This window comes from Thalassospira sp. SM2505 (genome assembly GCF_054901115.1).
This window is the reverse complement of the sequence record NZ_CM142731.1, coordinates 1303417-1329006: the sequence shown is the minus strand read 5'-3', so window position 1 is coordinate 1329006 and position 25590 is coordinate 1303417. Positions and strand designations below refer to the sequence as shown.

Sequence of the window (25590 nt, the reverse complement as noted above, 5' to 3'; positions counted from 1 at the left end):
ACAATTCTCCTGTTCCAACCTGAGCATATGTTGCCATCATTTCGGCGGGCCTGACCTCTTGCGGGCCATGTCAGCGCACTCACGTATCTATCAAATTTTTCGGCTAGCGAAAACACATTGCAGTTGGTCTTGAGCTCTCGCTCTTGACTCTGAATTGTTTACCACGTTATCTTCGCTGTGAGAAATAATTTTCGCTATACGAAAAAGGCTACCAAAATGAGAATAGGTAAGCAAGACCAGCCATTCACAGCGATTGCCACCTCAGATGCAGACAGCATCACTGTCCGTGGCTTCGATCTGTGTGATGAGCTGATCGGGAACGTCGACCTCACAGAATATTTCTGGCTGCTGGTGACCGGTGAACAACCAAATCAGTTTCAAAAGGCGATGATGAATGCCTGCCTCATCGCGATCGCCGAACACGGACTGGTCCCGAGCGTTCAGGCGGCAAGAATGACATTGGCCGCTGCCCCGGAAGCATGGCAGGGCGCAATGGCCGCCGGAATTCTTGGTATGGGCAGTGTGGTTGCCGGAAGCTCCGAGATCGCGGGCAACTATATCGTTTCGGTTCTTGCAGATAGCAAAGAGCCGGGTCAGACAATCGAAACTGCTGCGACCTCGAGCCTGAATGAACTAAAGAGTGCACGCAAAAAAGTACCGGGCCTTGGCCATCCGCAGCACAGTTCTGGCGATCCACGCGCAAACAAATTGCTGGCACTTGCAGAAGAGTACGGTTTGGTTGGCGATCACATCAAAACACTCAGAACAATTGCAGCAATCGCGCCCGATGTGATGGGCCGTCCACTGCCGATCAACGTGTCCGGGGCCATTCCAGCCTGCATGCTTGACGCAGGCTGGCCAGCCGAGGCGATGAAGGCCGTGCCGTTGCTGGCGCGCACAGCAGGCCTCGCGGCTCATCTGTTTGAAGAATCCGCCCGGTCAATCGGCTTTGTAATGTCGCATCACGCCGACCTTGCCATTTCTTATGACGGCCCATCATCGGCAGCCAAGCAGGAGACAAAATAGCATGGCAAAGATGCTGGAACACATCCGTGTCGTCGAAATGGGAACCTATATCACCGGTCCGGCAGCAAGCATGCATCTTGCAGACCTGGGGGCTGATGTCATCAAGGTCGAAAGGCCGGAAACCGGCGATCCGTTCCGCGCTTTCAAGGGCGGGCTGTATTCACCACATTTCCAGACCTATAACCGCAACAAACGCTCAATCGCGCTTGATACCAGAACACCAGATGATCTGGAGACATTCTATAAACTGATCGAAAGCGCGGATGTTTTCATTCAGAACTTCCGCCCGGGCGTTGCTGAAAAACTTGGTGCCGGTGAAGACGCTTTGCGCAAACGCAACCCGGGCCTGATCTATTGTGCGATTTCGGGGTTTGGGCAAGATGGCCCGGCACGCGACCGCCCTGCATTCGATACTGTTGCACAGGCTGCCAGTGGCTTTTTACGTCTGGTAACACCGCCCAAAAACCCGCGCGTCATTGGTCCGGCGATTGCCGATGCCATCACGGGGCAATATGCCTCCCTGGGTATTCTCGCGGCACTTTTGGCCCGCAAGCCTGGCGTAGATGGTGCGCGCCTTGATATCTCGATGCTTGAGGCAATGAGCCATTTCAACCTTGATAGCTTCACCCACTATTTCAGTGAAGGCGAGGTTATGGGGCCGCTGTCACGCCCGGTCGTCTCACAGTCCTACACCTTTGAATGTGCCGACGGGAAATGGGTTGCGATCCACCTGTCATCTCCAACCAAGTTCTGGGACGGGTTGCTTGCTGCAACCGGAATGGAACAGCTCAATGACGATCCGCGCTTCAGCGAGCGAATGGCGCGCATTGCTCATCAGGATGACCTGATCGACGTCTTCACACCTGTATTCAAAGGCCGGGAACGTGATTTCTGGTGCGATCAGCTGCGTGACAATGAAGTTCCGCATTCACCAGCCTATGACGCAGACGAAGCCCTTGATGACCCGCAGGCCATTCATCTAAATCTGTCGGTCTCAGCCACCCATCCGACAATGGGCAACTTCACGACTGTCCGCGCCCCCTACAACTTCAATCGAACACCCGATCTTGATGTTCTGCCGCCACCTGTCCTTGACGAGCACGGGGACGCAATTCGCACTGAACTGAAAAACAGCTAATCCCGCACAGAACGGGAAAACGCAATAACAGAACGCCCAATCAGAGGAGGCAACACATGACTGAAGCAGCAGAGCAGGATGCCCTCCTGCGCGCAGATGTCGAGGCCGCAAGCAGCGCCATGCTGCAAAAACAGCTTTTTGTTGTTTTTACCGAACCGGTCAATGGCATGGGTCCGGTGATGGAAAATCTCGAAGACCATCTTGCATTTCAGATGTCCCTGGAAAATGAAGGCATCCTTTGGTCCGCGGCTCCGCTCTGGACGGATGATGAAACCAGGTGGGCCGGGGAAGGCATGGTCGTAATCCGCGCAGAGAACCTCAAACACGCAACCGAGATTGCAAAGCGTGATCCGATGCATCAGCGCGGCGCAAGACGTTTTCGCATTCGCCCCTGGATGATCAATGAAGGTCGCCTCACGGTGAAGCTGGACATGTCCAGCCAGACTTTTTCCCTCGTTTAATCGGGGGATGGGCAAACCTGTCATCTGTGACCGGCCTGCCGGAACTACATTGCCAGACATAACCATAAAGGGAGGAAAACTATGAAAGGCATGTTTAACGCACTGAAAGTGGCCGGGGCGATGACGCTCTCGTCCATCGTATTTACGACTGTCTCGAATGCGCAGGAAACCGTTCCGCTTACGGTGGCATCCAGTCACCCGACCGTAATCCCGTGGATTGGCATGATCCAGACCCATTTCATGAAGGAAACCGACCGTATCCTTGCTGAAAGCGGGAACTACAAAATCGACTGGAACGAAGCGTTTGGCGGCCAGCTTTACAAAGCCAATGCGACGCTAACGTCGGTTGAACAGGGTATTACCGATATCGGCTGGGTATTTTCATACCTTGAAGGCGCGAAAATGCCGCTTAGTCAGGTGACCGGATATACGCCCTTCTCCACCAATAATGTCCCCGCCCAGCTCAATACGATGACCGACCTTTTTGACAAGGTTCCGGCATTCCGTGAAGAGTGGGAACAATACAATCTTGTATTCCTCGGTGCGACCGGTGCGGACAGCTATGACCTCTACACCAAAGAGCCGATCAACGATCTTGCGACCCTTGACGGAATGAAGATCTCTGCACCTGGCGTCCTTGGGACATGGTTGCGCGGCGTCAATGCCAACGCAGTTGATGGCGCACTCACCACGTTCTACACCGATATTCAGACCGGTGTATCAGACGGCGTTCTGTCCCTCGCACTCGGTGTTCTGCCGACGAAAATCTATGAAGTCGCGCCCTATATCACGCGTGTAAATGCGGGTGTGGTTTTCTCGGGTGGACTGGCAATTAACCGTGACAGCTGGGACGGACTGCCTGAGGAAGTTCAGAATGCCCTGCTTGCTGCCGGAGACTTCTATTCGAAAGCACATGCCCAGGACCTGATGGAACGTCACGAGCTTGCGCTCAACAAAATCATTGAATTGGGTGCAAACCAGACCCCGCCCGTCACGCTTACGGTCATGCCGGAAGACCAGCGCCAACAGTGGGTCGACAACCTTCCCGATATTGCCGGTGAATGGGTCGAAGCAGGTAAGGCGCGCGGATTGCCCGCCCGTGAAATGCTGTCCGCATACATGCAGGGCTTGCGCGATCGTGGCGAAGAACCGGCACGCGACTGGGACGCCCAATAAAAACAGAGAGACCGAATAATCCACAATGTCAGGGACTGTTAAGACGCGGTCCCTGCATTGCTGGAGGAGGAAAATATGACAAACACGATAGCACGCCTCTGGACCCTTGTGGTGGATGGCATTGCCGTTCTGGGGACGATTATGATTGGTGTGCTGATGCTCATCATTTGTAGCGACGTTGTCGCGCGCAATCTGCTGGGGTCTTCACTGCCACTGGTATCAGAGCTCGGCGCCCTTACTCTGGTGATGATTGTGTTCCTGCAGCTTGGCACGACGGTCCGCCATGCACGCCTTTCGCGTACAGAATTCATTGATCACATACTCAATATATTTCATCCGGGTGGAGCTGCATTGCTGATTGCGCTGTTCGACATCGTCGCAGGTGTAATGTGCTCTATCATGGCGATGTCAACATGGGACATCTTCATCAAGGATCTGTCCAAAGCCGAATTTATCGGCATTGTCGGTGTCGCAACCCTGCCGACCTGGCCGTTTCGCCTGCTGATCCTTGTCGGCATCTCTGTTGCTGCACTCCAGTTCTTTATTCAATCAGTAACAAATGTCCGAAACGGCCTTCAGGCCGGCAAAGGAGAAGCGTCATGACAGGCGTCGAGATCGGTCTCATTGCCATTGCTGCACTCATTTTTCTCATTTGCCTGGGCATGCCGATTGGCGTGGGAATGCTGCTTGTCTCCTTTGTCGGAGTCAGCTTTATCCGTAACGACATTGTCGCCTATCGAATGATTGGCTCCGTCGCCAATGACAGTCTGCGCGAATACCTGTTTGCGGTTGTACCGCTGTTTGTGCTGATGGGGTTACTGGTCACAGTTTCTGGTATCGGCAAAGATACATTCGACGTGTTTGAGAGGATGCTTAAAAGGGTTCTTGGCGGACTGGGAATTGCGACTGTATTTGCCAATGCGGTCTTTGCCTCTATCACGGGGGTATCTATCGCCTCGGCATCTGTTTTCTCCCGGGTTGCGGTGCCTGAAATGGCCCGTCACGGGTATACACGAAAGTTTGCAACTGGCGTGGTCGCCGGCAGCTCCGTTCTTGGCATGCTGATCCCGCCATCCCTGTTGTTGATCGTCTATGCGGTCCTTGCAGAAGAATCTGTCGGAAGGATGTTCCTTGCGGGCATCGGGCCGGGGCTTCTGCTGGCGGTTATGTTCTCCCTGACCATCCTGATCCTGGCCTTCACAAAGAAGTCGTTTGTCTTTGAGAATGCCGAAGGTTCCAGTTTCTCGGCGCAGGACACAGCCTGGGGTGCCAGTGGCACGGCAAAACGCATTTTGCCGATCCTGTGCCTGATGGTTCTTGTCCTTGGCGGATTATATGGCGGCTTCCTTAATCCGACCGAAGCCGGCGCTGTCGGGGCATGCGGCGCACTTGTCATTGCACTGCTGCGTCGTACCCTTTCAGGAAAAATCTTTTGGGATCTTCTGGTCGAGGCCGGGCAGATCACCGTGTCGGTTCTGTTCCTGATCATGGCGGCAACCTTCTTTAGCCGAATGCTGGCCATGTCCGGGCTGCCATCCCTGCTGGCAGACTGGATGTTGTCTGGGCCAATTGGTCCTTACGGCTTCCTTGCCCTGTTCCTTCTACTGGTCATTCTGCTCGGCTGCCTGATTGATTCGATTTCGATCATGTTGATCGTTCTGCCAATCGCAATCCCGGTTGCAACCGAGGCGGGATTTGACCTGATCTGGTTTGGCATTCTGACGGTTGTCGCCGTCGAGATCGGTTTGCTGACGCCACCATTTGGGCTTTCGGTCTACACGATCAAAACCGCCCTGGGACAAAACGATTTGAAAGTTGGCGAGATATTCCGGGGCTCGACCCCGTTCTTTCTGGCGATGGTGGCATCACTGTTTGTACTTGCTGCCATTCCGGAAATCTCGACCTGGCTTGCACGCCTCTGACACCGGTTTGCTTTCGAGCAACTTTAACGACCACAGGATTACACACAATGACCCAACTGCTTTTTATCTCCGGAAGCTTGAGACAGGATTCTTCCTCTACTGCTTTGCTTCGCGCACTTGAGCAGAGGATAAAATCTGTCCCCGCCGTGACGGATGTGACCTATGCAGACATTGGGGCGCTGCCACACTACAACGCCGACCGGGCAATGAACGAGGAGATCCGGAACCTTGTCGACGCAATTGCAACGGCCGATGGTGTGGTAATCGCAACACCGGAATATAATTTCAGTATCCCCGGGGTTTTAAAGAATGCCATCGACTGGGCTTCACGACCTGCCTACCAGTCCGTGTTCAAGGGTAAACCGGTTTTCGTTCTTTCCGTTTCCGGCGGCGCACTTGGCGGGGTACGGGCGCAAGGCCACCTGAAATACATCCTCAACGGGATGCTTGCGGAAGTATTTCCCTGGCAGGAAATTGTTGTGCCTGCGGCACCAAAGAAACTGATCGAGGGAACGTTTGAAGATCAGGCCGTCCTTGATTTTGCGACGGAAGGCCTGGTGGCCTTCGTTTCCCGGCTGAATTCGTAAACCAGTCAGCCCTGTGCCTGTCAAAACACATGCGGACTTTATCGGAAGAAATACCACCCGAAACAAATGGCATTTTTCGTAATGCGAAATTATTTTCCCTTGACGAAGAATTTGGGTGCCATATCGTTTCAGCAGAAACTCTGTAGAACAAATTATCGAAGGCCTTTGCATTCACAAGCAATGAGACGGCTTTCAGGGAGAGAAAAATGTCAGATGTGAACCAGTTCAATATCACCGAGGCCGTAAAGGACTCATTCAAGACCGAGCCGGGCAGTCGCTTTGAGCAATTGCTTCATGGTTTGATCGAACACCTGCATGACTACACACGCGAAATGAACATCACCCACGATGAGTGGATGAAAGTTCTTACGTTCCTGTATGACTGCGGGAAAATCTCAACGCCAGAACGCCAGGAATTCATTCTTCTGTCCGACGTGCTTGGCTTCTCGGCTTTGGTCGATATGCTCAATACCCGTGGCGGCGCAACCGAGGGCTCCAACCTTGGCCCGTTCTATCTTGATGATGCTGCAAACATGCCGCTTGGTTGTGATATTGCAGGCGATCGCAGCGGCGCCATCGTTCTGGTCCATGGCAAGGTCACTGACATTCTCCATCACCCCTTATCAGGGGCAGTCATCGACACCTGGCAGGCGGATGCATCCGGAACCTATCCGATTCAGGAGCAAGAACACGGTCAGGACAAATACGACCTGCGGGCCAAGCTGAAAACAGACTCAGAGGGCCGCTATTACTACACGACGGTTTTGCCAAAACCCTACACAGTTCCTTATGACGGTCCGGTTGGCGAGTTGCTCCGTGCGGGAAATCGTCACGCATGGCGCGCGGCACATCTCCACTACATTATCCGCCATCCGGGCATGCACACCGTGACCACCGAGGTCTTCTTCGAAAACACCGAATATCTTGGAAACGACGCGGTCTTCGGTGTCCGCAAATCCCTGATCGGCAAAGTGGTTCCGGCATCAAAGGTTGACCTTTCCAGTTTCGATCTTGCGCGCAAACCCGATGCCGTCATCGAGTATGACTTCGTGATGGCGCCAGACAATAACGCGTAATCAGGATGCTGCGCGCCAGCAGATCAGCCGGGGAAACTTCGACCAATACAAAAATATCGGGAAGGAAATGTTATGTGCAGACTGTGTGTGAATAAACCAGCCGCTGAACCATGCCCCTTGAATTTTGACTTTGACCGAAGTACGCCCCTGCTTGATCCGCTGCCACGCGGTGCCGGAGAAAAAGAACGTCAGGTTCTGATCAGGAACGCTGTTATCCTTAGTATGGATGAAGAGACCGGCAACTTTGTCTCCGGTTCGATTTTGATCGAAGGCTCCAAAATCATTGCCGTTGACAACGAGATTGATGCACCGGATGCAGAAGTCATTGATGCATCCGGAAAAATTGTCATGCCGGGATTTGTCGATACGCATCACCATCAATTTGAAACGGCTTTGCGCGGGCAGTTGGCCCACGCCGTACTGATGAATGACGGACGACCGGTCAACAAATCCAACTACTACGAAACCATCCTTCAAAACTTCTCGATGCATTACCAACCGGAAGATGTTTTCATCAATGAGTTGTTTGGTGGCCTCGCACAGCTTGATGCCGGTGTGACCACTGTAATGGATGTTAGCCAGATCCATCACAGCCCCGAACATTCCGATGCAGCAATCGAGGGCCTTCAGGCCGCGGGTCGACGGGGTGTTTTCGGATATTTCGAGGGGTGGGGTGATCGTGCACAATATCCCCGGGATGCCAAACGTATCAGGGATCAGTACTTCAATTCTGACGACCAGTTAACCACCATGGTGATGGGCGGCGAAATCTATCTGCCCGGTTACGAGGAAGCCTGGAAAATCGGCCGTGATCTTGGTCTTCCGATTGCCTTGCATGTTGTGGGCACTTTCGGCATGCAGGAAACCTTCGACACCCTTGCCAAAGATGGATGGTTCGGACCGGACAACATCTTCATTCATATGACAGGGATGTCCGATTATGCATGGAAGGTTGCTGCAGATGCCGGATCGCACGTCTCGTTGTCAGTGCCCATTGAAATGCATATGCGCCATGGAACGCCACCAATTCAGCAGGCGCTTGACCTTGGCATGGACATCTCGTTGTCGACCGATGTTGAATGCACCATGACAGCCGACTTCTTCACCCAGATGCGCTCGATGATTACGTTGCAGCGGATGTTTGCCAACGACATGGCGCTGTCTGGCAAAGAATATCCGGACCTTCTTCAGTGCATGGACACGCTCTATCACGCAACAATGGGCGGGGCAAAAGGGCTCAAACTTGATCACCGCATTGGCAGCCTGAAACCTGGCAAAGAGGCTGACATCATCATGCTTGATGCCAATGCCCTCAACGTTGCGCCACTGAACAACGCAGCCGGCGCCGTTGTTACATTAATGGAGCGCAGCAACGTCGACACCGTCATGGTTGCAGGCAAGATCCGGAAGTGGCAAGGCAAACTGGTTGGCGCTGATCTGGCAAGCCTTCGTAAAAACCTCGAAGCAAGCCGGGACAGATTGTTCTCCGCCGCAGGCATTGAGAAAAACATACTCGCAATCCAGGATCACGTTCAGTGATCGGAGTGAGACGTTTTAGCTGGCAAGAAGCAAAAGGCGCAGCCTAAAGCAGCATTGCTTCTCCAAAGAATTTTGCAATACACCCGCAAAACTGCGATCTGATCTTCACATCAGGTCGCAGTTTTTCTGCTCCGGCTTGATCAACCCAAAACACATCCGGACTAAATTGCACGCCCCAACCCCGAATTATGACAATGCGGGTAGCTGGTCCGTCAGGTTAATTTCATGTGGGAAGAATGAGAGGCAATGGAGCAGTGAATACGCTCTGTAAACACTTGTCACGTGCCACAAAAGCTGACATTCGACATGCAGAGAAATCAACCACTTGGTATTTCCGATTGCCAGACAAGTTGACATGGATTGACACATAAGCTGACAAAAAGCTGCAGGATTGACAGAAAAGATGACTTTTTTCTGATTGACTTGAATACTACTCCATTGGAGGGGTGCAAGCACTATGGGCTAAAAGCTACCTCAAATTGTCCATCCATCATCACACATACTAATGGCGATTATCTTGTCGAAAAGAGCTCCCTAAAGCTTATCGATCACGATTGAACCAAAATCACTGCACGTCAGTCTTCCACCAAGGTCAGTTGTTCGCGTATTCGGACTTTTGAGCATTTCAGAAATTGCCAGATCGAGACGGTTGGCAGCCTGCTGCAAATCGTTGCGTCCGGCTTTTGCTCCCTTCCACTCCAGAAGCAAAGCGGTCGACAGCAAAAGCGATACGGGGTTGGCGATATTCTTGCCTGCAATATCCGGCGCGGAACCATGCGACGCCTGCGCAATCGCATTCTCATCCCCGACATTAAGCGACCCGGAAAGCCCAAGCCCGCCGGCCAGTTCGGCCGCCTCATTTGAAAGAATGTCACCAAACATATTGGTGGTAACAATCACATCAAACGCACTAGGCGTTCTGACCAGAAGTGACGCCATGGCATCAACATGTTCTTCACGAACCTGAAGCCCGCCTTGCTCGGCGGCGGCTTTCTCCGCTTCGGATAGAAACAGACCGTCACTAAGCTTTAAAACATTGGCCTTGTGCACAATCGTCAGGTGACTGCGACGCTTGGCAGCCAATTGCGCAGCATATGCCGCGACCCTGTAACTGCCCTGACGTGTCACCTTGCGCGTGGCAAGTGCAAGATCAGGCGTTGGCATCACCTCGCCAGTTCCGGCATACATTGTGCGATCTGCATAAAAACCTTCTGTGTTTTCACGCACAATCACCAAATCCATATTCCCGACTGCCGAAGGAAGGCCCTCAAACACCTTTGAAGGCCTTACATTTGCGTACAAATCCAGATTGATGCGCAGTGCCGCCGATGGGTTGATCCCGCCCTGATCCGCCGGTGGGTAATGCGCGGTATCAACCGGTCCGAGAATAGCCAAATCAGCTTTCCGCACACGTTCGATTAGTTCTGGCGTAATGGTGGCCCCATGCTTTTCAAGCGACGTAAATCCGACGTCTTCGCTGCTAAACTCAAGTCCCAGTGAAAACGTAAGGTCCAAGGCCTCAAGCACATTGCGGGTAACAGCGGTAATTTCCGGTCCAATACCGTCACCCGGCAACAAGACAACATCCATCAATCCGGAACCTCCGTCAGAATGTTTTCGGGAACAAGAACCCGCCCCTCAAACAACCGGCGTGCCGTGCGGATCACCCCGCCCGATATCACCGAGAGATTGGGCCCTGATCCTTCAATGGTCAGTTCCACAGCTATCATGCCACTTGGGTGCTCGATCTGGATCCATTGCTGCGGCTGAGCCTTAAGATTGATCATACCATCAACAATACTACCGGAAAGGGACGCGCAACTGGCAACACAGATCGCCCCCGTCACAGCATGGGTCGCATGGCAATTATGCGGAACAAAATAACGCGAGGTAATATCACCACCTTTTGTTGGTTCGGACAGAATAGCCATTTTGGGCACAACCTTGCCAGCACAGTCGCCCAGCCCCATAAGTTCCGATGCCTTGCGACGAACAGCTTCCATCCGCCCGATCAAATCTGCATTGCCGTCAAGCTGTGCCTTTGTTTCATTACCCTTGAGCCCAAGATCGCGAGCACGAAACATCACCATCGGCACTGCCACATCAATACAGGTCACTTCAAGCCCGTCGATATAGTTGATCGGCTTGCCTGTGGGCAGGAGCCGGCCGGTTTTACTGCCCATGATATCCTTGAACCGCAATATCAGGGGAGATGCCGTACCAGGTACGCCATCAATCGCCGCATCACCACTATAGGTCACCTTCCCACCGGGCGTTGCGACCAATACATCAACCAATGCACCAACGTTTTTATTGTAAATCCGGACCAAAGTTTCATCGCCTGTAACAGGCACCAAACCGGCCTCGATCGCGAATGGTGCAACGGCGGCGGTCATGTTTCCGCAATTCGGATTAACATCGACCTCTGCCCTGTCGATGGCGACCTGGGCAAACAGGAATTCGACATCTGCATCCGGTCGACTGGATGGTGCAACAATGCATGATTTGCTGGTTAACGTATCGGCACCGCCAATACCGTCAATCTGACGTTTGTCCGGTGACCCCATCGCCGCAAGCAAAAGGCGATCACGTGTAGCAACATCTTCGGGCAAATCACTGGCCAGAAAGATCGGCCCCTTGGAAGTCCCGCCACGCATCATCACGCAGGGAACCGCATGTTGGTCATTAACAATCACAATGTTTTTCATGTCGATCACCCCAGCGGCCAGGGAAGTTCAATCAGGTTCTGAAGCATCCCTGCCGGGAAATCGAGAACCAGCGACCATGCGAGAATGCAAAGCCCAATTACTGCAAACCCGGTCAAAAGCAGCGTCCTGAGCCAAGATGCGTTGGCCTTGATCCGAAGGAAGGCAATAAAGAAGCCGGTAATTGCAATCAGGAACCCGAACACAGCGGTTCCAGCCACCAGCCCGGCGACCCACAACACGTAGTGCCAAAGCCCTGCAGTCGGTTTCAGGTCCTGATGATCAAGATCATATTCATGATCGAAATTGGCGGCATGTGAGGCGGGTGATGACACCAGCTGCCAAATCAGGATGGCCGAGGCGATCAACATCACAACCGACACAGCACCGGTAAAGACGCTGCCAAGGAAGGAATGCTGGGTTGCATCCCAAATACCAAAAGCAAAGAAAGCAAAAAGTCCGCCAGCAAACATGATTTGCGGCCAGCGTTTCGGACTATGGGAATGACTGCTTTCTTCTTCTTCAACCGGATTTGCCGGGTGCTTGCGCATGCCCATAAGAACGGAAATTATGGTCAGAGCCGCGATGATCAGTACACCTGGACGTGTCAAGAATTCCCAGTTGTAGAATTGCAGTGCTTGATAAAGATAAGTCTCGGTATTGGATGCCAGCACAAACCCGATCAGAAACGCCGGGCGCGGCCAACCAAAACGTTTCATGAGCACGCCAAGAACACCAAGCGCCAACAAGGCGATCATGTCCGAGAGGGAACGCGTTGCCTGAAAAGCTGCGAAACAGATTACCGTAATCATGAAGGGCGCAAGATAGCCGTACTTGATTGTCGTCAGACGTGAAACGAACGGCGAGATCAGCAGCGCACCACCGGCACCGACCACGTTGGCAATCGCAAGCGACCAGATAATCGTGTAGGTAATATCAAGATCACGCCCCACCATTGCGGGACCGGCTTCAAGGCCAATCAGCACCATCCCGCCAAGGAAAACGGCCATGCTGCCAGATCCGGGAATGCCGAACAGCAAGGTTGGTACAAGCCCACCGCCCTCTTTGGCGTTGTTCGCACTTTCCGGTGCCAGAACACCGCGAATATCGCCCTTGCCAAACTGGGATTTGTCTTTTGCAGTCTGGACGACATGACCATAGGCGATCCAGTCGACGACGCTTCCGCCGAGACCAGGCAAAGCACCAACGATACTGCCAAGACCAGCACACCGCAGACACAGCCATTTGTGACGGATCATATCCCGAACGCCATCACGCCAGCCCGAACCAAGGGTACCCTTGTCCGAAATAGAGCGATTTTGACGGCAAAGATCGATGATTTCAGGAAAAGCAAACATGCCCAACCCGACAATCACGAGCGGCAAGCCATCCATCAGATAAACAGAGTCAAAGCTCATGCGGAGTTCGCCAGTGGCTGGTGCTGCACCAAGTGCCCCCAGCAACAGACCAAGGCCTGCCGCGACAACACCCTTGGGCAAGCTTTTACCGGCCAGAACGCCAACCATCGACAAGCCCAGAACTGCCAGCATGAAGAGTTCGGCCGAACCAAATGCCAAAATCAGAGGCCGGGCAATCACGACGAAGCCGGTCAGAATAATGGCACCCACCAACCCACCAACCAAAGAGGCCGAAAATGCAGCTCCCAGCGCACGGGCACCATGGCCCTTTTTTGCCAGCGGGAACCCGTCAAGAACTGTTGCTTGTGATGCACTTGACCCCGGTATCCCCATCAGAACCGATGTAAAGGTGTCCGATGTTGGGATAACCGCAACAAGCCCGATCAACATGGCAAGGGCAGAAATCTGGTCCATGCCGTAAATGAAAGGCAAAAGAAGAGATAACCCAACAATTCCACCCAGACCGGGCAGAATGCCAACAACCATGCCCATTCCAACGCCCAGCAAAAGATAGATCAGATGGGTTGGCTGCGCGAAATGAGACAGTGCCGTCATCATTGCATCTAGCATTTGGAAACTCCGTCAAAAGACAAAGTTCGCCCGTTCCCTTAAAACGACCAGACAGTCGAAGGGTGAAAAAAGCGGGGTGGATAAAACCACCCCGATCAGAAAACGGGAGACTTCAGATTTTCAGTTAGAACTGAACCGAATATTTATCGGTCAGCCATTTTTGTACCCACTCACGGGCTTCATCAGGAACGTTCACGGCCTGACGGAAAATGCGTTCGGCAGGTTCGCCAACGATCTGTTTGTACTCGCCAAGAGTTGCCTGTCGATCTGCGACGAAGCTCTCGTCCTCAGTCGCAACCTGAGCGGCATGACGATAGGCCTGCACGATTTCTTCAGGCGTATCTTTCGGCAAGAAGACCATCTTCTGTGCCGGGAAACCGGCAATGAAAAATGCTTTGTAAGCTTCCCACGCAGGTCCTGAAGGCTTTTCACCCTTCATGATCTCGTATGCTTCAGGGAAGCTCGGAAGGTCAGGGAAGGAAGGATCGCGCACGATATTGCCATCGTCATCAATCGCCCCCCACGAGAACAGCGGAACAGCACTGCCAATATCGACAAGCGGCGTGACGTTGTTGATAAACGCAGACGACGTCTGGTAGTCAATGTTGACTTCACCACGCTCAAAGGCAAGACGACCAGCCCCGCGGCCTTTCATGCCAAACACCGCATCGACATCAAGTCCCAGCAGTTCGAATGCAAGCAAAGGAACAAGATCAAGGGATGTCGCGCCCTGACTGCCGTAACGCAACTTGACGTTTGCAAGCGCTTTCATGTCAGCGGCCGACTTGAGCCCAAGATCAGAATTTACGTAGACAACACCGCCTGTCGGCGAAGCCAGAACGACACGCCAGTCCCGCATTTCGTATTGCACGCGCTTGTCACGCAACAGATACGGAAACTGGGTTGAGCCAGACGTGCCAATTGCGGTTAAGCCGTCGGGCTCGGCCCGGGCCTGAAACTGATTGGCACCAGAGGTAGAGCCGCCACCAGGAATATTTTTGACGACAACAGTCGGATTTCCCGGCAGGAAGACACTGAAATACGGCGCCCAGAAACGCCCCCAGGTATCAGTACCACCGCCTTCACCAAACGGAATGATCAGCTCGACGCGGTCTCCCTCGAAGTTGGCATCCTGCGCGGTTGCTGTATCAGCAAAGCCAAAGACAATTGCCGCAGCCGCACATGCGCCTTTGAATGACAGATTAAAGTTTTTTCCCCATGACATGGGCGTTCCCTCCGTAACGGTTGTTTTCTCTCGAATGGAAGGAAAGGAACCTGTGACGCACATAGCGACATCAATTGTCTGTTTCCTCCCGTTCAGGCTTTCGGCTGTTGTTGTTTTCTGACCGGTCGTTGCCGGAAGTACCGTTTGCCTATGACGGAAAAACTAAACGAAAAAGCTGTCAGTTTGCTGTCGATGGGCAACTTTTTAATTTTCGAAGCTGTTTTCAATGTTATTTAAGGTAAATGCGCATTCTGATCGTAGAAGATAACCGTGTTCTGGCTGATAAAATCGCTGCCGCTCTTCGGCAGACCGATCATGCTGTCGATCTGGTTCACGACGGCGAAGACGCTCTTAACCTTGTTCTGCAAGAGACGTTCGATCTTCTGATTCTCGATTTATCGCTTCCGGGACTCGACGGAATTGAAATTCTGAAAGCCGTACGCGCCCGCCAAATCAATTTGCCGGTCATGATCCTGACCGCGCGCGGCAATCTGGATGAACGCGTTGCCGGTCTGGATGCCGGGGCCGATGACTATATGGTCAAACCGTTCGAGTTGTCGGAACTCGAAGCCCGGGCACGGGCCCTTTTGCGACGGAATATTGGAAAGCGTAATCCCTTCATCACAATTGGAAAGCTGACATTCAATTCGGTCGACAGATCCGTGATGATTGATGGACAACCTGTTTCGCTAACACCGCGCGAACGCGGGGTTCTTGAAATACTGCTTCTCAATATCAGCCAGGTGATCAGCAAGGAAAAAATCGCCCTGCATCTTTTTGGCTTTGACGATGAAGCCAGTGTAAAATCAATCGAACTTTACATCAGTAGACTACGCAAAAAAATTGCATCAGGTGATGTCGAAGTCCGGACTATTCGCGGACTTGGTTACATGATTGACGAATGACCGAAAACGCTACAGTTATATCGACATCTTTACGCGCAAGGCTTTTGCGCTGGCTTTTGTTGCCTGGCCTCATGCTGACATTCGGACTGCTGGCGAAAAACTACCTGACCGTCAGTGAAATGGCCAATCGCATTCAGGACAGGCTTCTGGTTGCACTGGCGGTAACGATATCCGAACACGCCATTAATTCCGGAGGCGACCTTTTATCGCGTGATATCGAGTTGCTGCTGGAGCAATTCACACGCGAGAACACCTATTACCGGGTACAGGGTCCTGACGGGGCATTCGTAACAGGTGATTTCGGCCTGCCACGACTGCCTGAAGGTGTTACGCTGGAACCCGGAGTACCCCATTTTTACAATGCACATTACCGCAACGAGGACGTGCGTGCGGTGACCATGAAGTATCTGGTCGCAAATCCATCCTCGAACATTTACGGCTGGGTTACCATCGACGTCAGCCAAACGCGTCGCGAACGCGATAATCTGATTTATGACGAACTGCTGGGGTCGACCACCGATTTTATGGTTTTGATGTTTCTCGGTGGCGTTTTCGCATGGATCGGCGTGTCACGCGGCCTTGCCCCACTCAGACGGCTTCAACAGGCAATTCGGCGCAGATCAACCGACGATTTGCGTCCGATCCGCCATGCCATGCCCAAGGAAGTCACCGAAGTCGTCAAATCTCTCAATGCCCTTCTGGCACGTCTGGAAAGCTCCATAACTGCTAATCAGCGTTTCATCGCCGACGCATCGCACCAGCTACGCACCCCTCTTGCGACGGTGCAAGCCGAAGCCGAATGGGCTTTACGGAATGCCCGCAATCCGGAAGATCGAGAGGCGCTTGAACGTATCGTTGATCAAACCCGGCAAACGGCCCGGCTTGCCAGCCAGCTTCTCAATCTGGCGCGAGTATCGCCCGAGGGCCGAAAGGCCGTTCGCTACGAGAAGATCAATCTGTTGGCGCTTGCCGCCTCTGTTACATCTGGCATGGTTCGTCAGGCAATCCGTCACGATATTGATCTGGGCTTCGACGACCAGAGTGAAGGCATGAACTGTGAAATCGAAACCGGCAACGAGGTTCTGCTTCAGGAAATGCTGAGCAACCTGATCGACAATGCCATTGTATATGGCACACCCGGTACGATTGTGACGGTTCGTTTGATTGGTGCCGGTGTTGCTGTGGGTCCTGTTCTCGAAGTTGAAGACAACGGCCCGGGAATACCGGAAAAAGACCGAAATGCAGTTCTGGAACGTTTTGTCCGGCTTGATGAGCAAAATGGTCAAGGCTGCGGCCTTGGACTTGCTATTGTAAGGGAAGTCGCTGACGCACATCGGGCAACATTGGCACTGGAAGACGGTAAGGACGGTGTCGGTCTGAAGGTGCGGATTGCGTTCCCGCTTTAACCGGTTTTATCTTTCTCCGCCCCAAAACTGCATGACAATGCGGCTGGCACACCATGCGCCAGCCTTTGAGAATGTGAAATTCAGGCAGCTTTACTATCCTGGCAAACACCAACCACCTGTTTGTGATCATTCTTCTCCACTGCAAATACAATCAGCGCAATCAGCCGGTAAAATCCGTGAATAAATTTGCCATATGGCATGGACAAAAACAGGGTCATCACAACACCAAGATGAAGACTTAGCATCACCCCGACATAGTGCGTATCGCGCAGAAACATCAGACAAAGTCCGGTAAAACTTGTCAAAAACAGCAAAACCAGAAAACTGACATCCATACCTTTGTTCATTTTTCCCATGGGCGCCGCATCTGCCTTGGTCTTGAGCATCAACAGACCCGCTGGTCCGACAATAAGACCAATCCCGCCAAGGATGCCCAAAAGCTTTGGCAGGCTCAAATATCCATAAGGTGCGGGAAGATCGAAGCCATAATGTAATATCGTGGCAGATGATGTTGCAGCGAAGCACAACATAAAGCCCCAGAACGTCATTTGATGGAACCAGCGTCTTGCCATCGATGGCGTTTCACCCGGATATGAACACCCCTGACCATTACCGCCATCAAGGTATTTAAGTGAAAGCGCATCCTTTATCCCTTGCATGATACGGGGATAGTCAAGCCGATGCGGACTTGGCAAGTTCATTGTCCGCCAGAACTTGACAACAGACCCCGCCAGCGCGAGCAATACCAACCCGCCAACGGTGCCAAACATTGTCGCCAGGACATTGTGTGAAATGACACCATAAAATGCATTCTCATGCGCTGCGAAGAAATCGGCCCCTGTCAAAATGGCGGTCGCGCCAAAAAACAGCGAGATTACGAAGACGGACAGAAGACTGACCCAAAGACCGTTATTGGCAAACAACTTGCCCATAAAGCCCGGCCAAGCATAAACCCCGTAATTCTCCTGCCGCAGTTCCGCCATCGCAGCCGGGACATTAAGCTGAAATTCGTGCGGCGGCGCATATTGGCAATTGTGGTAGCAGGCCCCACAGTTATGACAAAGGTTTGCAAGATAATCGAGTGTATCCGAATTGAATTCCAACCGCAGTTCCATGGCCTGGAAAACAGCGCAATGTCCCTCGCAATAGCGACAGGCATTGCAGATCGACATCACGCGGGCGGCTTCGGTTGTTTTATCGGTTGAGCGCATAATCGGCAGCCTCGCTTCCTGCAATTCGTCCAAATACATTTCCAATCGTCATGCCGATCCCGGCAAGGTACCCTTGGCCCAGAACATTTCCGGCCATGATTTCTCCCGCAGCAAAGATGTTTGGACTTTGGGTCCCGTCCGCCATCTGCATCTGTGCCTTTTCGCTGACCTCAACACCGAGATAAGTGAATGTGATGCCGGGTCGGAGTGAATAAGCGCTGTAAGGGGGATGATCGAGTGTGCGGGCCCAGTTGGTCTTGTTCACAGAAAGCCCGGTGGTGTGAACCCCATCCAGTTCGGTGTGATCAAATTCTCCCGGTTGAACCGCCGCGTTATAGTCAGCAACGGTTTTCTCCAGCGTTGAGGCATCCAGACCGATCTTTTGCGCCAATTCGCCAATCGTGTCGGCAATTACGGCCGGGAACACGGGGGGCATAAAGGCACCACGTGCCTTTTGGTCAATAATGACATGGGCGACCTGGTCTGGCTGATCGGCGACAAGGCGCCCCCAGATCGCGTATCGTTTTGGCCAGAAATCCTCGCCTTCATCGTAAAATCGCTCGGCATTCTTGTTCACCACAATGCCAAGCGACACGCAGTCAACCCGCGTGCAGATTCCGCCGTCAAACTTTGGCGCACGGCCATCAATTGCAACCGCATGGCACTGATTGGGCTCGCCGATTTTCCGGGCTCCGGCATCCAGCAGCATGCGCAACAGATCACCTCGATTATAGGGTGTTCCGCGGATCAGGAAGTTTTCGGCAATGTCCCCCCATGCCTCTTTCAACCACTCGATATTCGCTTCAAACCCACCAGCTGCAGCAACAAACGCGGTGGCCGAGATCGCATGTCCACCAACCTTGAGGCCTTTGAATTTTCCATCTGCAATATCGACAGACGAGACCATCGCATCGTAATGGACTTCAATACCGAGCTTTTCGGCGTAGCGGTAAAGGGCATTCAACAGCTGCTTTCCCCCGCCCATAAAGAAGGCGTTGGTTCTGCCCAGATGCAGAGTCCCGCCAAGTGGCGGCTGAAACTGAACACCGCGCTGTTCAAGCCAGGCAACGGCCTCTGTCGAATTTCGCAAAGTCATACGCGCCAGCGTTTCGTTGGTCTTCCCCTTGGTCACGCGCATCAGGTCATCCCAGTATTCCGCCTCGTCATAGGTCCCGCTCAAAACCGACAGGGGGCCGACATGCATCGGACGCAAATTGCGGGTATGCCGAGTGTTCCCCCCGCGATGCGTTCTGGGCGCACCTTCCAGCAAGCACACATGAGCGCCCTTCTCCGCTGCGACAATTGCGGCAATAAGTCCGGCCTGCCCGCCACCCGCGACAAGAACATCGTAATGGTCAAATTCAGTTTTCACGACGTCTCCATCTTTCTTCGCATTTAAGTGGATACTCTTGTATACAATTGTCCGCAAACTTGAGATTTCTGAAAGCGTGTGTCAAGTTAAAACCCAAACCACACAAAACAGGTGCCTATCCATGAGCCCAGATTCCGCCAATCAGCAGCCGCGAGGCGAAGTTGCCTACCAAAAGCTTTTGGCGGCCATCCAGCATGGCGAACTCAAACCGGGAACCCGAATCCGTGAAGTGGAAGTTGCCGAAAGGTTCGGTATCAGCCGCACCCCGGTCCGTGATGCCATTCGCCGTCTGGAAAGTGATGGACTGCTAATCCACATGCCAAGACACGGGGCCGTGATCAAAGAACTCGATCATCGGGAAGTAATAGAGCTATACGAGATTCGAGAAGTCCTGGAGGGAACCGCAGCCCGCTACGCTGCGCGTCATGCGTCAGAGCTCGAAATTGCCGAACTTGAAGACCTTAACGAAATGATGCTGAAGAACGGGAAAGACCCGATAAAAGTCGCAGAGGCAAATCGACTGTTTCATCACGCGCTCTATAGAACAGCGAACAATCGCTATCTTATTGACGCACTTAATTCCTTATCGAACTCCATGGCGCTTTTGGGCGGCACAACACTCCAATATGAGGGCCGTCCCGAAAGTGCCTATCAGGAACATAAGAACATTATCGACAGCATCCGGTCCGGCAACGCCGATCAGGCCGATGCCGATGCAAGACATCACATCCGAAGCGCTCAAAGGCTGCGGATCAAGCTATTGCGTGAATAAGAGGCGATCTGTTGCAAGGTCACACCACGCGCAACAGATCCGCATAAACACCGTCAAAAGTGACCAGTTGGTCATGACGCCCCTGCTCTGCGATGCGTCCTGCTTTCATCACCACGATCTGGTCCGCATGGCGGATGGTGGACAGCCGGTGCGCGATGGCAATCGTTGTCCGGCCTTTCGACATGTGGTTCAACGCAGACGACATCGCGCGTTCCGTGCGTGTATCAAGAGCACTGGTCGCCTCGTCCAGTAAAAGCACAGGCGGGTCGCGCAGAATGGCACGAGCGAGCACCAAACGCTGTTTCTCGCCTCCTGAGAACCGGTATCCATCTTCCCCAACCAGCGTGTCATAACCGTCCTGCAAAGACGCCACATGGTCGTGGATCTGGGCAATTTTCGCCGCAGCAACCAATTCGGCCCTGGTCGCATCCGGCTTTGCGAAGCGCAGGTTCTCTGCCACCGTGGCATGGAACAAATAGGGTTCTTGTGAGACGACACCCATGATTTCTGACAGCGTTTCAAAACTGAGATCGCGCAGATCAACACCATCAAACCGGATCACTCCGCTATCAACATCGTAAAGCCGTGCCAACAAATATCCGAGCGTGGTCTTGCCCGAACCCGTCGGCCCGACAATCGCAACGCTGCTGCCTGCGGGAATTGTAAGACTTATGTCATGCACTGCACTTGGGCCACCCTGATGATAGGCAAAGCTGACATGGTCGAGCTCTACCTGACCGCACATGTCCGAACGGCGAATTGTAACGGGGTCGGGTTGCTCTGTGATCTCAACCGGCTTGTCCAGATATTCAAAAACTCGCGCAAACAAGGCACGTGTCTTTCGGGTGTCGCGGGCGATTTCAAGCAGTTGCTCGAAGGGCCACAACAGCTGTTCTTGTAACGCGATCATCGCAACCAGCGTACCAATGGTGGCGGGATTGTCGGTCTGCATAAGCAGCCCGCCCACCAGCAATGTCATTGCTGGCAAAACAGCCAGGGCAAAACTGATCAACGACCACTGCCATTCACCCGCAGTATGTGACTGAACTTCAAGCTTCGCCAGATCGCCCGAGATTCGGGTAAACCGTTTCACAAGGTCCGGCCCTTTTCCCATCGTGCGGGCAAGAATGACACCCGACGTCGAAAGTGTTTCCTGCACAGCCACAGACATGTCGGCAGCGCAGGCCTGCTGCTGGTATGTCAGCTTTTCACGGATACGGGCAACACGGTTGCTGATCAGCATCGTTCCCGGCACAACGAACAAGACAAAAAAGGGCTAACCGCCAGTCAAGGATCACGATGGCAATTGCCGTCATGATGACTGCACTGAGCGAACGGCCAAGGTCATTCGCCGTTACCATGACCAAAGATTGCAGCCCGTCGATATCACTGGCGATGCGCGACTGTACCTCGCCCACACGCGTTTCTGTGAAGAACCGAAGCGAAAGACTTTGAAGATGGGCATAAATACGTACCCGCAAGGCATGCAGAACCGCCTGCCCGATGTGTGACAGAAGGATCACCTGATAGGCACCGGCCACAGCCGACAGCAAGGCGACAAGAACCATACCGCCCACCAGCCCAACAAGCAGCTTGAAGTCATTCGCAGGCAAAGCTTCGTCAATGATCGCCCTCAACAGAAACGGCCCCGCCAGGCCAACCGCTGAGGCTATGATCATCAGCAATATGACCGCTGCAATCCGTTTCCGATAAGGGGTGAACAGCGACAATATGCGCCGTATTGAAACATGCCGTTCAGCAAGACCGGCATAGTCATCGGCGTAGTCAGGATTTTTGGACATTGGTACAATCAGACGACAGGTTGCACTTGGCAAGGCAGCCGGATTTCGACGGCAAGACCGGGTTGGTTGGCCGGGAATATCAACGCATCACCCCCATGCGCCTGTGCGATGGCCTTGACAATCGACAAGCCCAAGCCGGAGCCGCCGCTGCTACGTCCCCGCGAATCATCTGCACGCCAGAACCGCTCGAAGGCGCGCGCGCGGCTCTCTTTGGAAAGGCCTGGCCCTGTATCCGTACAGCGGAAGAAGACATGCTTCTCGTCCATGCCGGTCTCGACATGAACCGTGCTTTGCGGTGCGTAACGGCAGCAGTTTTCAAGAACCGCCACGAAAGCCTGCCGCAACCGCGCGCGATCAGCACTCAGAACGGCACTGGATAATTGTCGCGTTACTGTAATCCCGGCTGCATCGAAATGCCCCTCAAGCGAAGCAAGTGCCGCCTCGGCCTCCGTCGCAATGTCCAGAGATGAATACTGCAGATCCAGCTGTCCCGCGTTACTCAGCGCCAGTGTTCGCAACTCCTCTACGATGGCCGACAGGTCATCCACATGGTTAATCAAACGACCATACAGTTCGGGACTGGGTGTAAAGGCGCCATCGAGCAATCCCTGTAACCTCCCGCGCAAAATGGTCAAGGGTGTTCGCAATTCATGTGCTATTGCCGAGTTCGAGTATTTCAACTCGGCTTCTGCCCGCTGCAGTCGCCCTGCCATCTGATTGAAGTCATCGACGAGGTCGCTCGCCTCTCCAAAGTTGCCCCGCCTCAATGAAGCGCGTGCCGAAAAATCTCCGTTCGCAACCTTGCGCGCAGCCGCAGCAACGGATTTCAGTGGATCGGCAATCCGTCGCGCAAGTACCCATCCCATCAATGAGGCGGTAAATAAACCGATCCCCAGCAGGAGGCCCAAGGTGACAATATCACCGGTGCGCAATACATCGTCGTCAGTAAATTCGGGATAAAGCCATTCATAAATGAAGAAAAAATATGCAATCAGCCCGAAATAAACGACGGCAAAAGCAAGCAGGGTAAGCATAATCATCGCGCGAACGATGCGGGAGTTCAGACTATTGGCCATGTGCGTTGTCCAGTCGGTAACCGACACCACGAACACCTACAAGCATGCCATCAGCCCCGGCAGCAGCCAGTTTGCGACGAAGATTGCTTACATGGCTGTCCACTGTTCGATCGAGAGCCTCGCCCTCCGGCAAGCAAGCATCGACCAGTTCCGAGCGCTCGAACACTCGACCTATCCTCAATGCCATAAACGCCAGAATACGAAATTCGGTTCTGGTAAGGCCAAGTGTAACCGCGCCGTCCGCGCTTTCGACCTCGACCCGATAGGCTTGCGGATCGATGGTTAACGGTCCAACGCGCAACATCTGCCCGGTATCGCGGGCGATGGTTCGCCGCAAGACCGCCTTTACGCGTGCGACAACCTCAAGCGGGTTGAACGGCTTAACCACATAATCGTCTGCACCAATGCGTAGTGCTTGTAACTTGTCGAGATCCTCCGCGAGCGCCGTGACCATGATGACGGGCGTATCACCCCGGCGGCGTATCGTAGCAAGCACCTCATAACCGTCCTGCCCCGGCAGCTTGATGTCCAACACCACAAGGTCTGGTCGCAAGCGCTGGTGATGAGCAAGCCCGACAGTGCCATCACCAGCGGTGACCACCCGGAAACCTTCGCGTGACAGATACGTCCCGATAATTTCGGCAATCTCGGGTTCGTCTTCGATGATCAGGATTAAGGCATTGTTCATGACCATATTTTCAATCTTTGGCTTTCGACTCACAAGAATTCAATTGATTGAGGTGCGTTTCATTTCAAGGTTTTTGGCGTCGATACGATAAATTCTCTGTCTTGAAGAATGCACTTCATCACCATGCCGCCGCAACCTCGTCATTAGCGACTGCTGTACTCCCCCCAAGAGCGCGATACAGGGTTGATGCGTTCACGAACTGCGCAAGCCGAACGTCGGCGAGAGCCACTTCAGCGGACCGACGACGTTCCTGTGCATCAAGCCAGATGCGCAGGGTTATCGCGCCTGCCCGATAACGTATCTCGGTCAGCTTCTCTACTCCCTTTGCGGCCTCATAGGCACTATTCAACCGACGTGACTGCTCGGCATAGTTTGAGCGCGCACCCAGCGTATTGGCAACGTCTGCAAACGCATTGAGCAAGGTGGTTCGAAACGTAGAGACAGCCTCTTCATATTGTGTTTGCGAAACCGCAATCGTCAGATTCATGTCCTTCAGGTTCAGGAAGGACAGAACAGTCCCTGCCCCCAGTGTCGCGACCGGGTTGGAGATGAAAGATATGAGCTGATCGCTGCTCGTCCCCAAGCCACCAGTCAACGATATCCCCGGATAGAAGCTGGTCCGCGTCGCATCCACATTCTTCAACGCCCCCTTCAACCGTGCTTCTGCCGCACGAAGATCTGGACGGCGGGCAAGAAGATCAGCAGGTAAACCTGGCGTGATCTCTGGCAACTTCTGCCGTGGCAATCTGTGTAGTTCGGGAACCGGATTTGGCCCACCGTTCAAAAGAACCGTAAGCACATTTCGCAAAACAAGGCGTGCCTGCTGCAACTCGGATACGCGCGCAGCCTGTGTCTCGACTGTCTGTTCAACTTCCCAAAGCTCAAGTTCGGAAACCCCGCCAACAGCCATCTGTTTTCGGACGAGGTCCTGTATTTGCCTTACATAGTCAAGGCTGCTTTCGGCCGACGCAATCGCTTCATTCGCGTGAGCAATACGAAAATAGGTCTCGACGGTCATGCCGATAATTGCAAGGCGAGCCGCCTCATAATCCTCACGTGTTGCCTCGGCCTCAAAGCTCGAACTATCTCGCTGCGCTGCAAGTTTCCCCCATAAGTCAACTTCATAAGAGAGCCCGATTGACGCAGACGAGGATGAGGTTGCAGCGACATTTCCATCGAGAGGCTTTGCTCTGGAACTGTTAAGATTCCCGCTCAATTTCGGGAACAAGGCATTCGCCGCAAGATCAGCTTGCAAGAGCGCTCTGCGCGCCCGAAGGGTCGCGGTGAAAATGTCATTGTTACGAGCGACCACCTCTTGGATCAGCGTGGTGAGTTCCCGATCTCCGAAAGCGATCCACCACTGATCTGTACTTACTTTGGCAGTGTCTGAGGAGATCGGGGCAGACCATGTCGGCCCTTCTGGCAAATCCGGGCGCAGATAGGCTGTAGACTGGCTCGTACAACCGACAAGAACAATAAAAAGACAAGGGATAATCAATCTGACGAAAACCATGA

Annotated in this window: 23 protein-coding genes; 12 read left to right on the top strand and 11 right to left on the bottom strand. The window is 53.3% G+C overall.

The window, feature by feature from the left end; all coding sequences use genetic code 11:
- Positions 1–216: 216 nt before the first annotated feature.
- The 9 genes from ACTU44_RS06005 to ACTU44_RS05965 all read left to right on the top strand — a co-directional run bounded on the left by ACTU44_RS06005 (position 217) and on the right by ACTU44_RS05965 (position 8925).
- Positions 217–1026, top strand: coding sequence for a citryl-CoA lyase (locus tag ACTU44_RS06005; RefSeq protein WP_336080234.1), 810 nt, complete (start codon positions 217–219; stop codon positions 1024–1026).
- Position 1027: 1 nt separating this feature from the next.
- Positions 1028–2164 carry a CaiB/BaiF CoA transferase family protein gene (locus ACTU44_RS06000; RefSeq protein ID WP_462096938.1) on the top strand — a complete coding sequence of 379 codons (1137 nt, stop codon included), beginning with the start codon at positions 1028–1030 and terminating at the stop codon, positions 2162–2164.
- 56 nt (positions 2165–2220) lie between these two features.
- On the top strand, positions 2221–2625 hold the full coding sequence (locus tag ACTU44_RS05995) for a YciI family protein (protein WP_462096937.1): 405 nt from the start codon (positions 2221–2223) through the stop codon (positions 2623–2625).
- Positions 2626–2706: 81 nt separating this feature from the next.
- Positions 2707–3801, top strand: a complete 1095-nt coding sequence (locus ACTU44_RS05990) for a C4-dicarboxylate TRAP transporter substrate-binding protein (protein ID WP_114100104.1) — start codon at positions 2707–2709, stop codon at positions 3799–3801.
- Between the two features lie 75 nt (positions 3802–3876).
- A complete protein-coding gene (locus tag ACTU44_RS05985; protein ID WP_114100105.1) occupies positions 3877–4404 on the top strand; it encodes a TRAP transporter small permease subunit in 528 nt (175 codons plus the stop codon).
- Positions 4401–5723 carry a TRAP transporter large permease gene (locus tag ACTU44_RS05980; RefSeq protein ID WP_462096936.1) on the top strand — a complete coding sequence of 441 codons (1323 nt, stop codon included), beginning with the start codon at positions 4401–4403 and terminating at the stop codon, positions 5721–5723. Before ACTU44_RS05985 ends, ACTU44_RS05980 begins: the two co-directional genes overlap by 4 nt.
- A gap of 47 nt (positions 5724–5770) precedes the next feature.
- Positions 5771–6310, top strand: coding sequence for an NADPH-dependent FMN reductase (locus tag ACTU44_RS05975; RefSeq protein WP_462096935.1), 540 nt, complete (start codon positions 5771–5773; stop codon positions 6308–6310).
- Between the two features lie 206 nt (positions 6311–6516).
- Positions 6517–7386, top strand: coding sequence for a dioxygenase family protein (locus tag ACTU44_RS05970; protein ID WP_336080230.1), 870 nt, complete (start codon positions 6517–6519; stop codon positions 7384–7386).
- A 117-nt stretch (positions 7387–7503) separates the two neighbouring features.
- Positions 7504–8925 carry an amidohydrolase family protein gene (locus ACTU44_RS05965; RefSeq protein ID WP_462096934.1) on the top strand — a complete coding sequence of 474 codons (1422 nt, stop codon included), beginning with the start codon at positions 7504–7506 and terminating at the stop codon, positions 8923–8925.
- Positions 8926–9459: 534 nt separating this feature from the next.
- On the opposite strand, the gene ACTU44_RS05960 is transcribed toward ACTU44_RS05965, so the two are convergent.
- The 4 genes from ACTU44_RS05960 to ACTU44_RS05945 form a co-directional block, all read right to left on the bottom strand.
- Positions 9460–10515, bottom strand: coding sequence for an isocitrate/isopropylmalate dehydrogenase family protein (locus tag ACTU44_RS05960; protein ID WP_462096933.1), 1056 nt, complete (start codon positions 10513–10515; stop codon positions 9460–9462).
- Positions 10515–11633: a 4-oxalomesaconate tautomerase gene (locus ACTU44_RS05955; RefSeq protein WP_462096932.1), complete on the bottom strand. Its 1119-nt coding sequence runs from the start codon at positions 11631–11633 to the stop codon at positions 10515–10517. The genes ACTU44_RS05960 and ACTU44_RS05955 overlap by 1 nt, the downstream gene beginning before the upstream one ends.
- 5 nt (positions 11634–11638) lie before the next feature.
- On the bottom strand, positions 11639–13618 hold the full coding sequence (locus tag ACTU44_RS05950; RefSeq protein ID WP_462096931.1) for a tripartite tricarboxylate transporter permease: 1980 nt from the start codon (positions 13616–13618) through the stop codon (positions 11639–11641).
- 124 nt (positions 13619–13742) lie between these two features.
- Complete coding sequence (locus tag ACTU44_RS05945; protein ID WP_462096930.1) at positions 13743–14843, bottom strand: Bug family tripartite tricarboxylate transporter substrate binding protein; 1101 nt, start codon at positions 14841–14843, stop codon at positions 13743–13745.
- 242 nt (positions 14844–15085) lie between these two features.
- On the opposite strand from ACTU44_RS05945, the gene ACTU44_RS05940 reads away from it, so the two are divergent.
- Both ACTU44_RS05940 and ACTU44_RS05935 read left to right on the top strand, forming a co-directional pair.
- The gene (locus tag ACTU44_RS05940; protein WP_336080245.1) at positions 15086–15748 is read left to right on the top strand and encodes a response regulator; all 663 of its coding nucleotides are present in this window, start codon (positions 15086–15088) and stop codon (positions 15746–15748) included.
- Entirely contained in the window at positions 15745–17154 is a 1410-nt protein-coding gene (locus ACTU44_RS05935; protein WP_462096929.1) for a sensor histidine kinase, read from the top strand. Before ACTU44_RS05940 ends, ACTU44_RS05935 begins: the two co-directional genes overlap by 4 nt.
- A gap of 80 nt (positions 17155–17234) precedes the next feature.
- Here ACTU44_RS05935 and tcuB read toward each other — a convergent pair whose 3' ends face one another.
- Together tcuB and tcuA are read right to left on the bottom strand one after the other, a co-directional pair.
- Positions 17235–18365 carry a tricarballylate utilization 4Fe-4S protein TcuB gene (gene tcuB / locus ACTU44_RS05930; protein WP_336080243.1) on the bottom strand — a complete coding sequence of 377 codons (1131 nt, stop codon included), beginning with the start codon at positions 18363–18365 and terminating at the stop codon, positions 17235–17237.
- A complete protein-coding gene (tcuA, locus tag ACTU44_RS05925) occupies positions 18349–19737 on the bottom strand; it encodes an FAD-dependent tricarballylate dehydrogenase TcuA (RefSeq protein ID WP_462096928.1) in 1389 nt (462 codons plus the stop codon). The genes tcuB and tcuA overlap by 17 nt, the downstream gene beginning before the upstream one ends.
- 121 nt (positions 19738–19858) lie before the next feature.
- Between tcuA and ACTU44_RS05920 the strand changes: the two genes are divergently transcribed.
- A complete protein-coding gene (locus ACTU44_RS05920; protein ID WP_462096927.1) occupies positions 19859–20509 on the top strand; it encodes a GntR family transcriptional regulator in 651 nt (216 codons plus the stop codon).
- A 19-nt stretch (positions 20510–20528) separates the two neighbouring features.
- On the opposite strand, the gene ACTU44_RS05915 is transcribed toward ACTU44_RS05920, so the two are convergent.
- From ACTU44_RS05915 to ACTU44_RS05895, 5 genes are all read right to left on the bottom strand, one after another.
- A complete protein-coding gene (locus ACTU44_RS05915) occupies positions 20529–21752 on the bottom strand; it encodes an ABC transporter ATP-binding protein (RefSeq protein ID WP_462096926.1) in 1224 nt (407 codons plus the stop codon).
- Positions 21718–22311 (bottom strand): ABC transporter transmembrane domain-containing protein, encoded by a 594-nt coding sequence (locus ACTU44_RS05910; protein ID WP_462096925.1) that lies wholly within the window; start codon positions 22309–22311, stop codon positions 21718–21720. Before ACTU44_RS05910 ends, ACTU44_RS05915 begins: the two co-directional genes overlap by 35 nt.
- 8 nt (positions 22312–22319) lie before the next feature.
- Positions 22320–23387, bottom strand: a complete 1068-nt coding sequence (locus tag ACTU44_RS05905; RefSeq protein ID WP_181850153.1) for an ATP-binding protein — start codon at positions 23385–23387, stop codon at positions 22320–22322.
- Positions 23377–24075, bottom strand: coding sequence for a response regulator (locus ACTU44_RS05900; protein ID WP_114097182.1), 699 nt, complete (start codon positions 24073–24075; stop codon positions 23377–23379). Before ACTU44_RS05900 ends, ACTU44_RS05905 begins: the two co-directional genes overlap by 11 nt.
- Positions 24076–24193: 118 nt before the next feature.
- A complete protein-coding gene (locus ACTU44_RS05895) occupies positions 24194–25588 on the bottom strand; it encodes an efflux transporter outer membrane subunit (RefSeq protein ID WP_462096924.1) in 1395 nt (464 codons plus the stop codon).
- Positions 25589–25590: the final 2 nt, after the last annotated feature.

Coding starts and splice junctions, on each gene's coding strand:
- ACTU44_RS05935 (WP_462096929.1), top strand. CDS start 15,745: ATGACCGAAAACGCTACAGTTATATCGACATCTTTACGCGCAAGGCTT.
- ACTU44_RS05975 (WP_462096935.1), top strand. CDS start 5,771: ATGACCCAACTGCTTTTTATCTCCGGAAGCTTGAGACAGGATTCTTCC.
- ACTU44_RS05980 (WP_462096936.1), top strand. CDS start 4,401: ATGACAGGCGTCGAGATCGGTCTCATTGCCATTGCTGCACTCATTTTT.
- ACTU44_RS05900 (WP_114097182.1), bottom strand. CDS start 24,075: ATGAACAATGCCTTAATCCTGATCATCGAAGACGAACCCGAGATTGCC.
- ACTU44_RS05955 (WP_462096932.1), bottom strand. CDS start 11,633: ATGAAAAACATTGTGATTGTTAATGACCAACATGCGGTTCCCTGCGTG.
- ACTU44_RS05905 (WP_181850153.1), bottom strand. CDS start 23,387: ATGGCCAATAGTCTGAACTCCCGCATCGTTCGCGCGATGATTATGCTT.
- ACTU44_RS05910 (WP_462096925.1), bottom strand. CDS start 22,311: ATGTCCAAAAATCCTGACTACGCCGATGACTATGCCGGTCTTGCTGAA.
- ACTU44_RS05920 (WP_462096927.1), top strand. CDS start 19,859: ATGAGCCCAGATTCCGCCAATCAGCAGCCGCGAGGCGAAGTTGCCTAC.
- ACTU44_RS05915 (WP_462096926.1), bottom strand. CDS start 21,752: ATGCTGATCAGCAACCGTGTTGCCCGTATCCGTGAAAAGCTGACATAC.
- ACTU44_RS06005 (WP_336080234.1), top strand. CDS start 217: ATGAGAATAGGTAAGCAAGACCAGCCATTCACAGCGATTGCCACCTCA.
- ACTU44_RS05950 (WP_462096931.1), bottom strand. CDS start 13,618: ATGCTAGATGCAATGATGACGGCACTGTCTCATTTCGCGCAGCCAACC.
- tcuB (WP_336080243.1), bottom strand. CDS start 18,365: ATGCGCTCAACCGATAAAACAACCGAAGCCGCCCGCGTGATGTCGATC.
- ACTU44_RS05945 (WP_462096930.1), bottom strand. CDS start 14,843: ATGTCATGGGGAAAAAACTTTAATCTGTCATTCAAAGGCGCATGTGCG.
- ACTU44_RS05990 (WP_114100104.1), top strand. CDS start 2,707: ATGAAAGGCATGTTTAACGCACTGAAAGTGGCCGGGGCGATGACGCTC.
- ACTU44_RS05995 (WP_462096937.1), top strand. CDS start 2,221: ATGACTGAAGCAGCAGAGCAGGATGCCCTCCTGCGCGCAGATGTCGAG.
- ACTU44_RS05940 (WP_336080245.1), top strand. CDS start 15,086: ATGCGCATTCTGATCGTAGAAGATAACCGTGTTCTGGCTGATAAAATC.
- ACTU44_RS05970 (WP_336080230.1), top strand. CDS start 6,517: ATGTCAGATGTGAACCAGTTCAATATCACCGAGGCCGTAAAGGACTCA.
- ACTU44_RS06000 (WP_462096938.1), top strand. CDS start 1,028: ATGGCAAAGATGCTGGAACACATCCGTGTCGTCGAAATGGGAACCTAT.
- ACTU44_RS05960 (WP_462096933.1), bottom strand. CDS start 10,515: ATGGATGTTGTCTTGTTGCCGGGTGACGGTATTGGACCGGAAATTACC.
- ACTU44_RS05895 (WP_462096924.1), bottom strand. CDS start 25,588: ATGGTTTTCGTCAGATTGATTATCCCTTGTCTTTTTATTGTTCTTGTC.
- ACTU44_RS05985 (WP_114100105.1), top strand. CDS start 3,877: ATGACAAACACGATAGCACGCCTCTGGACCCTTGTGGTGGATGGCATT.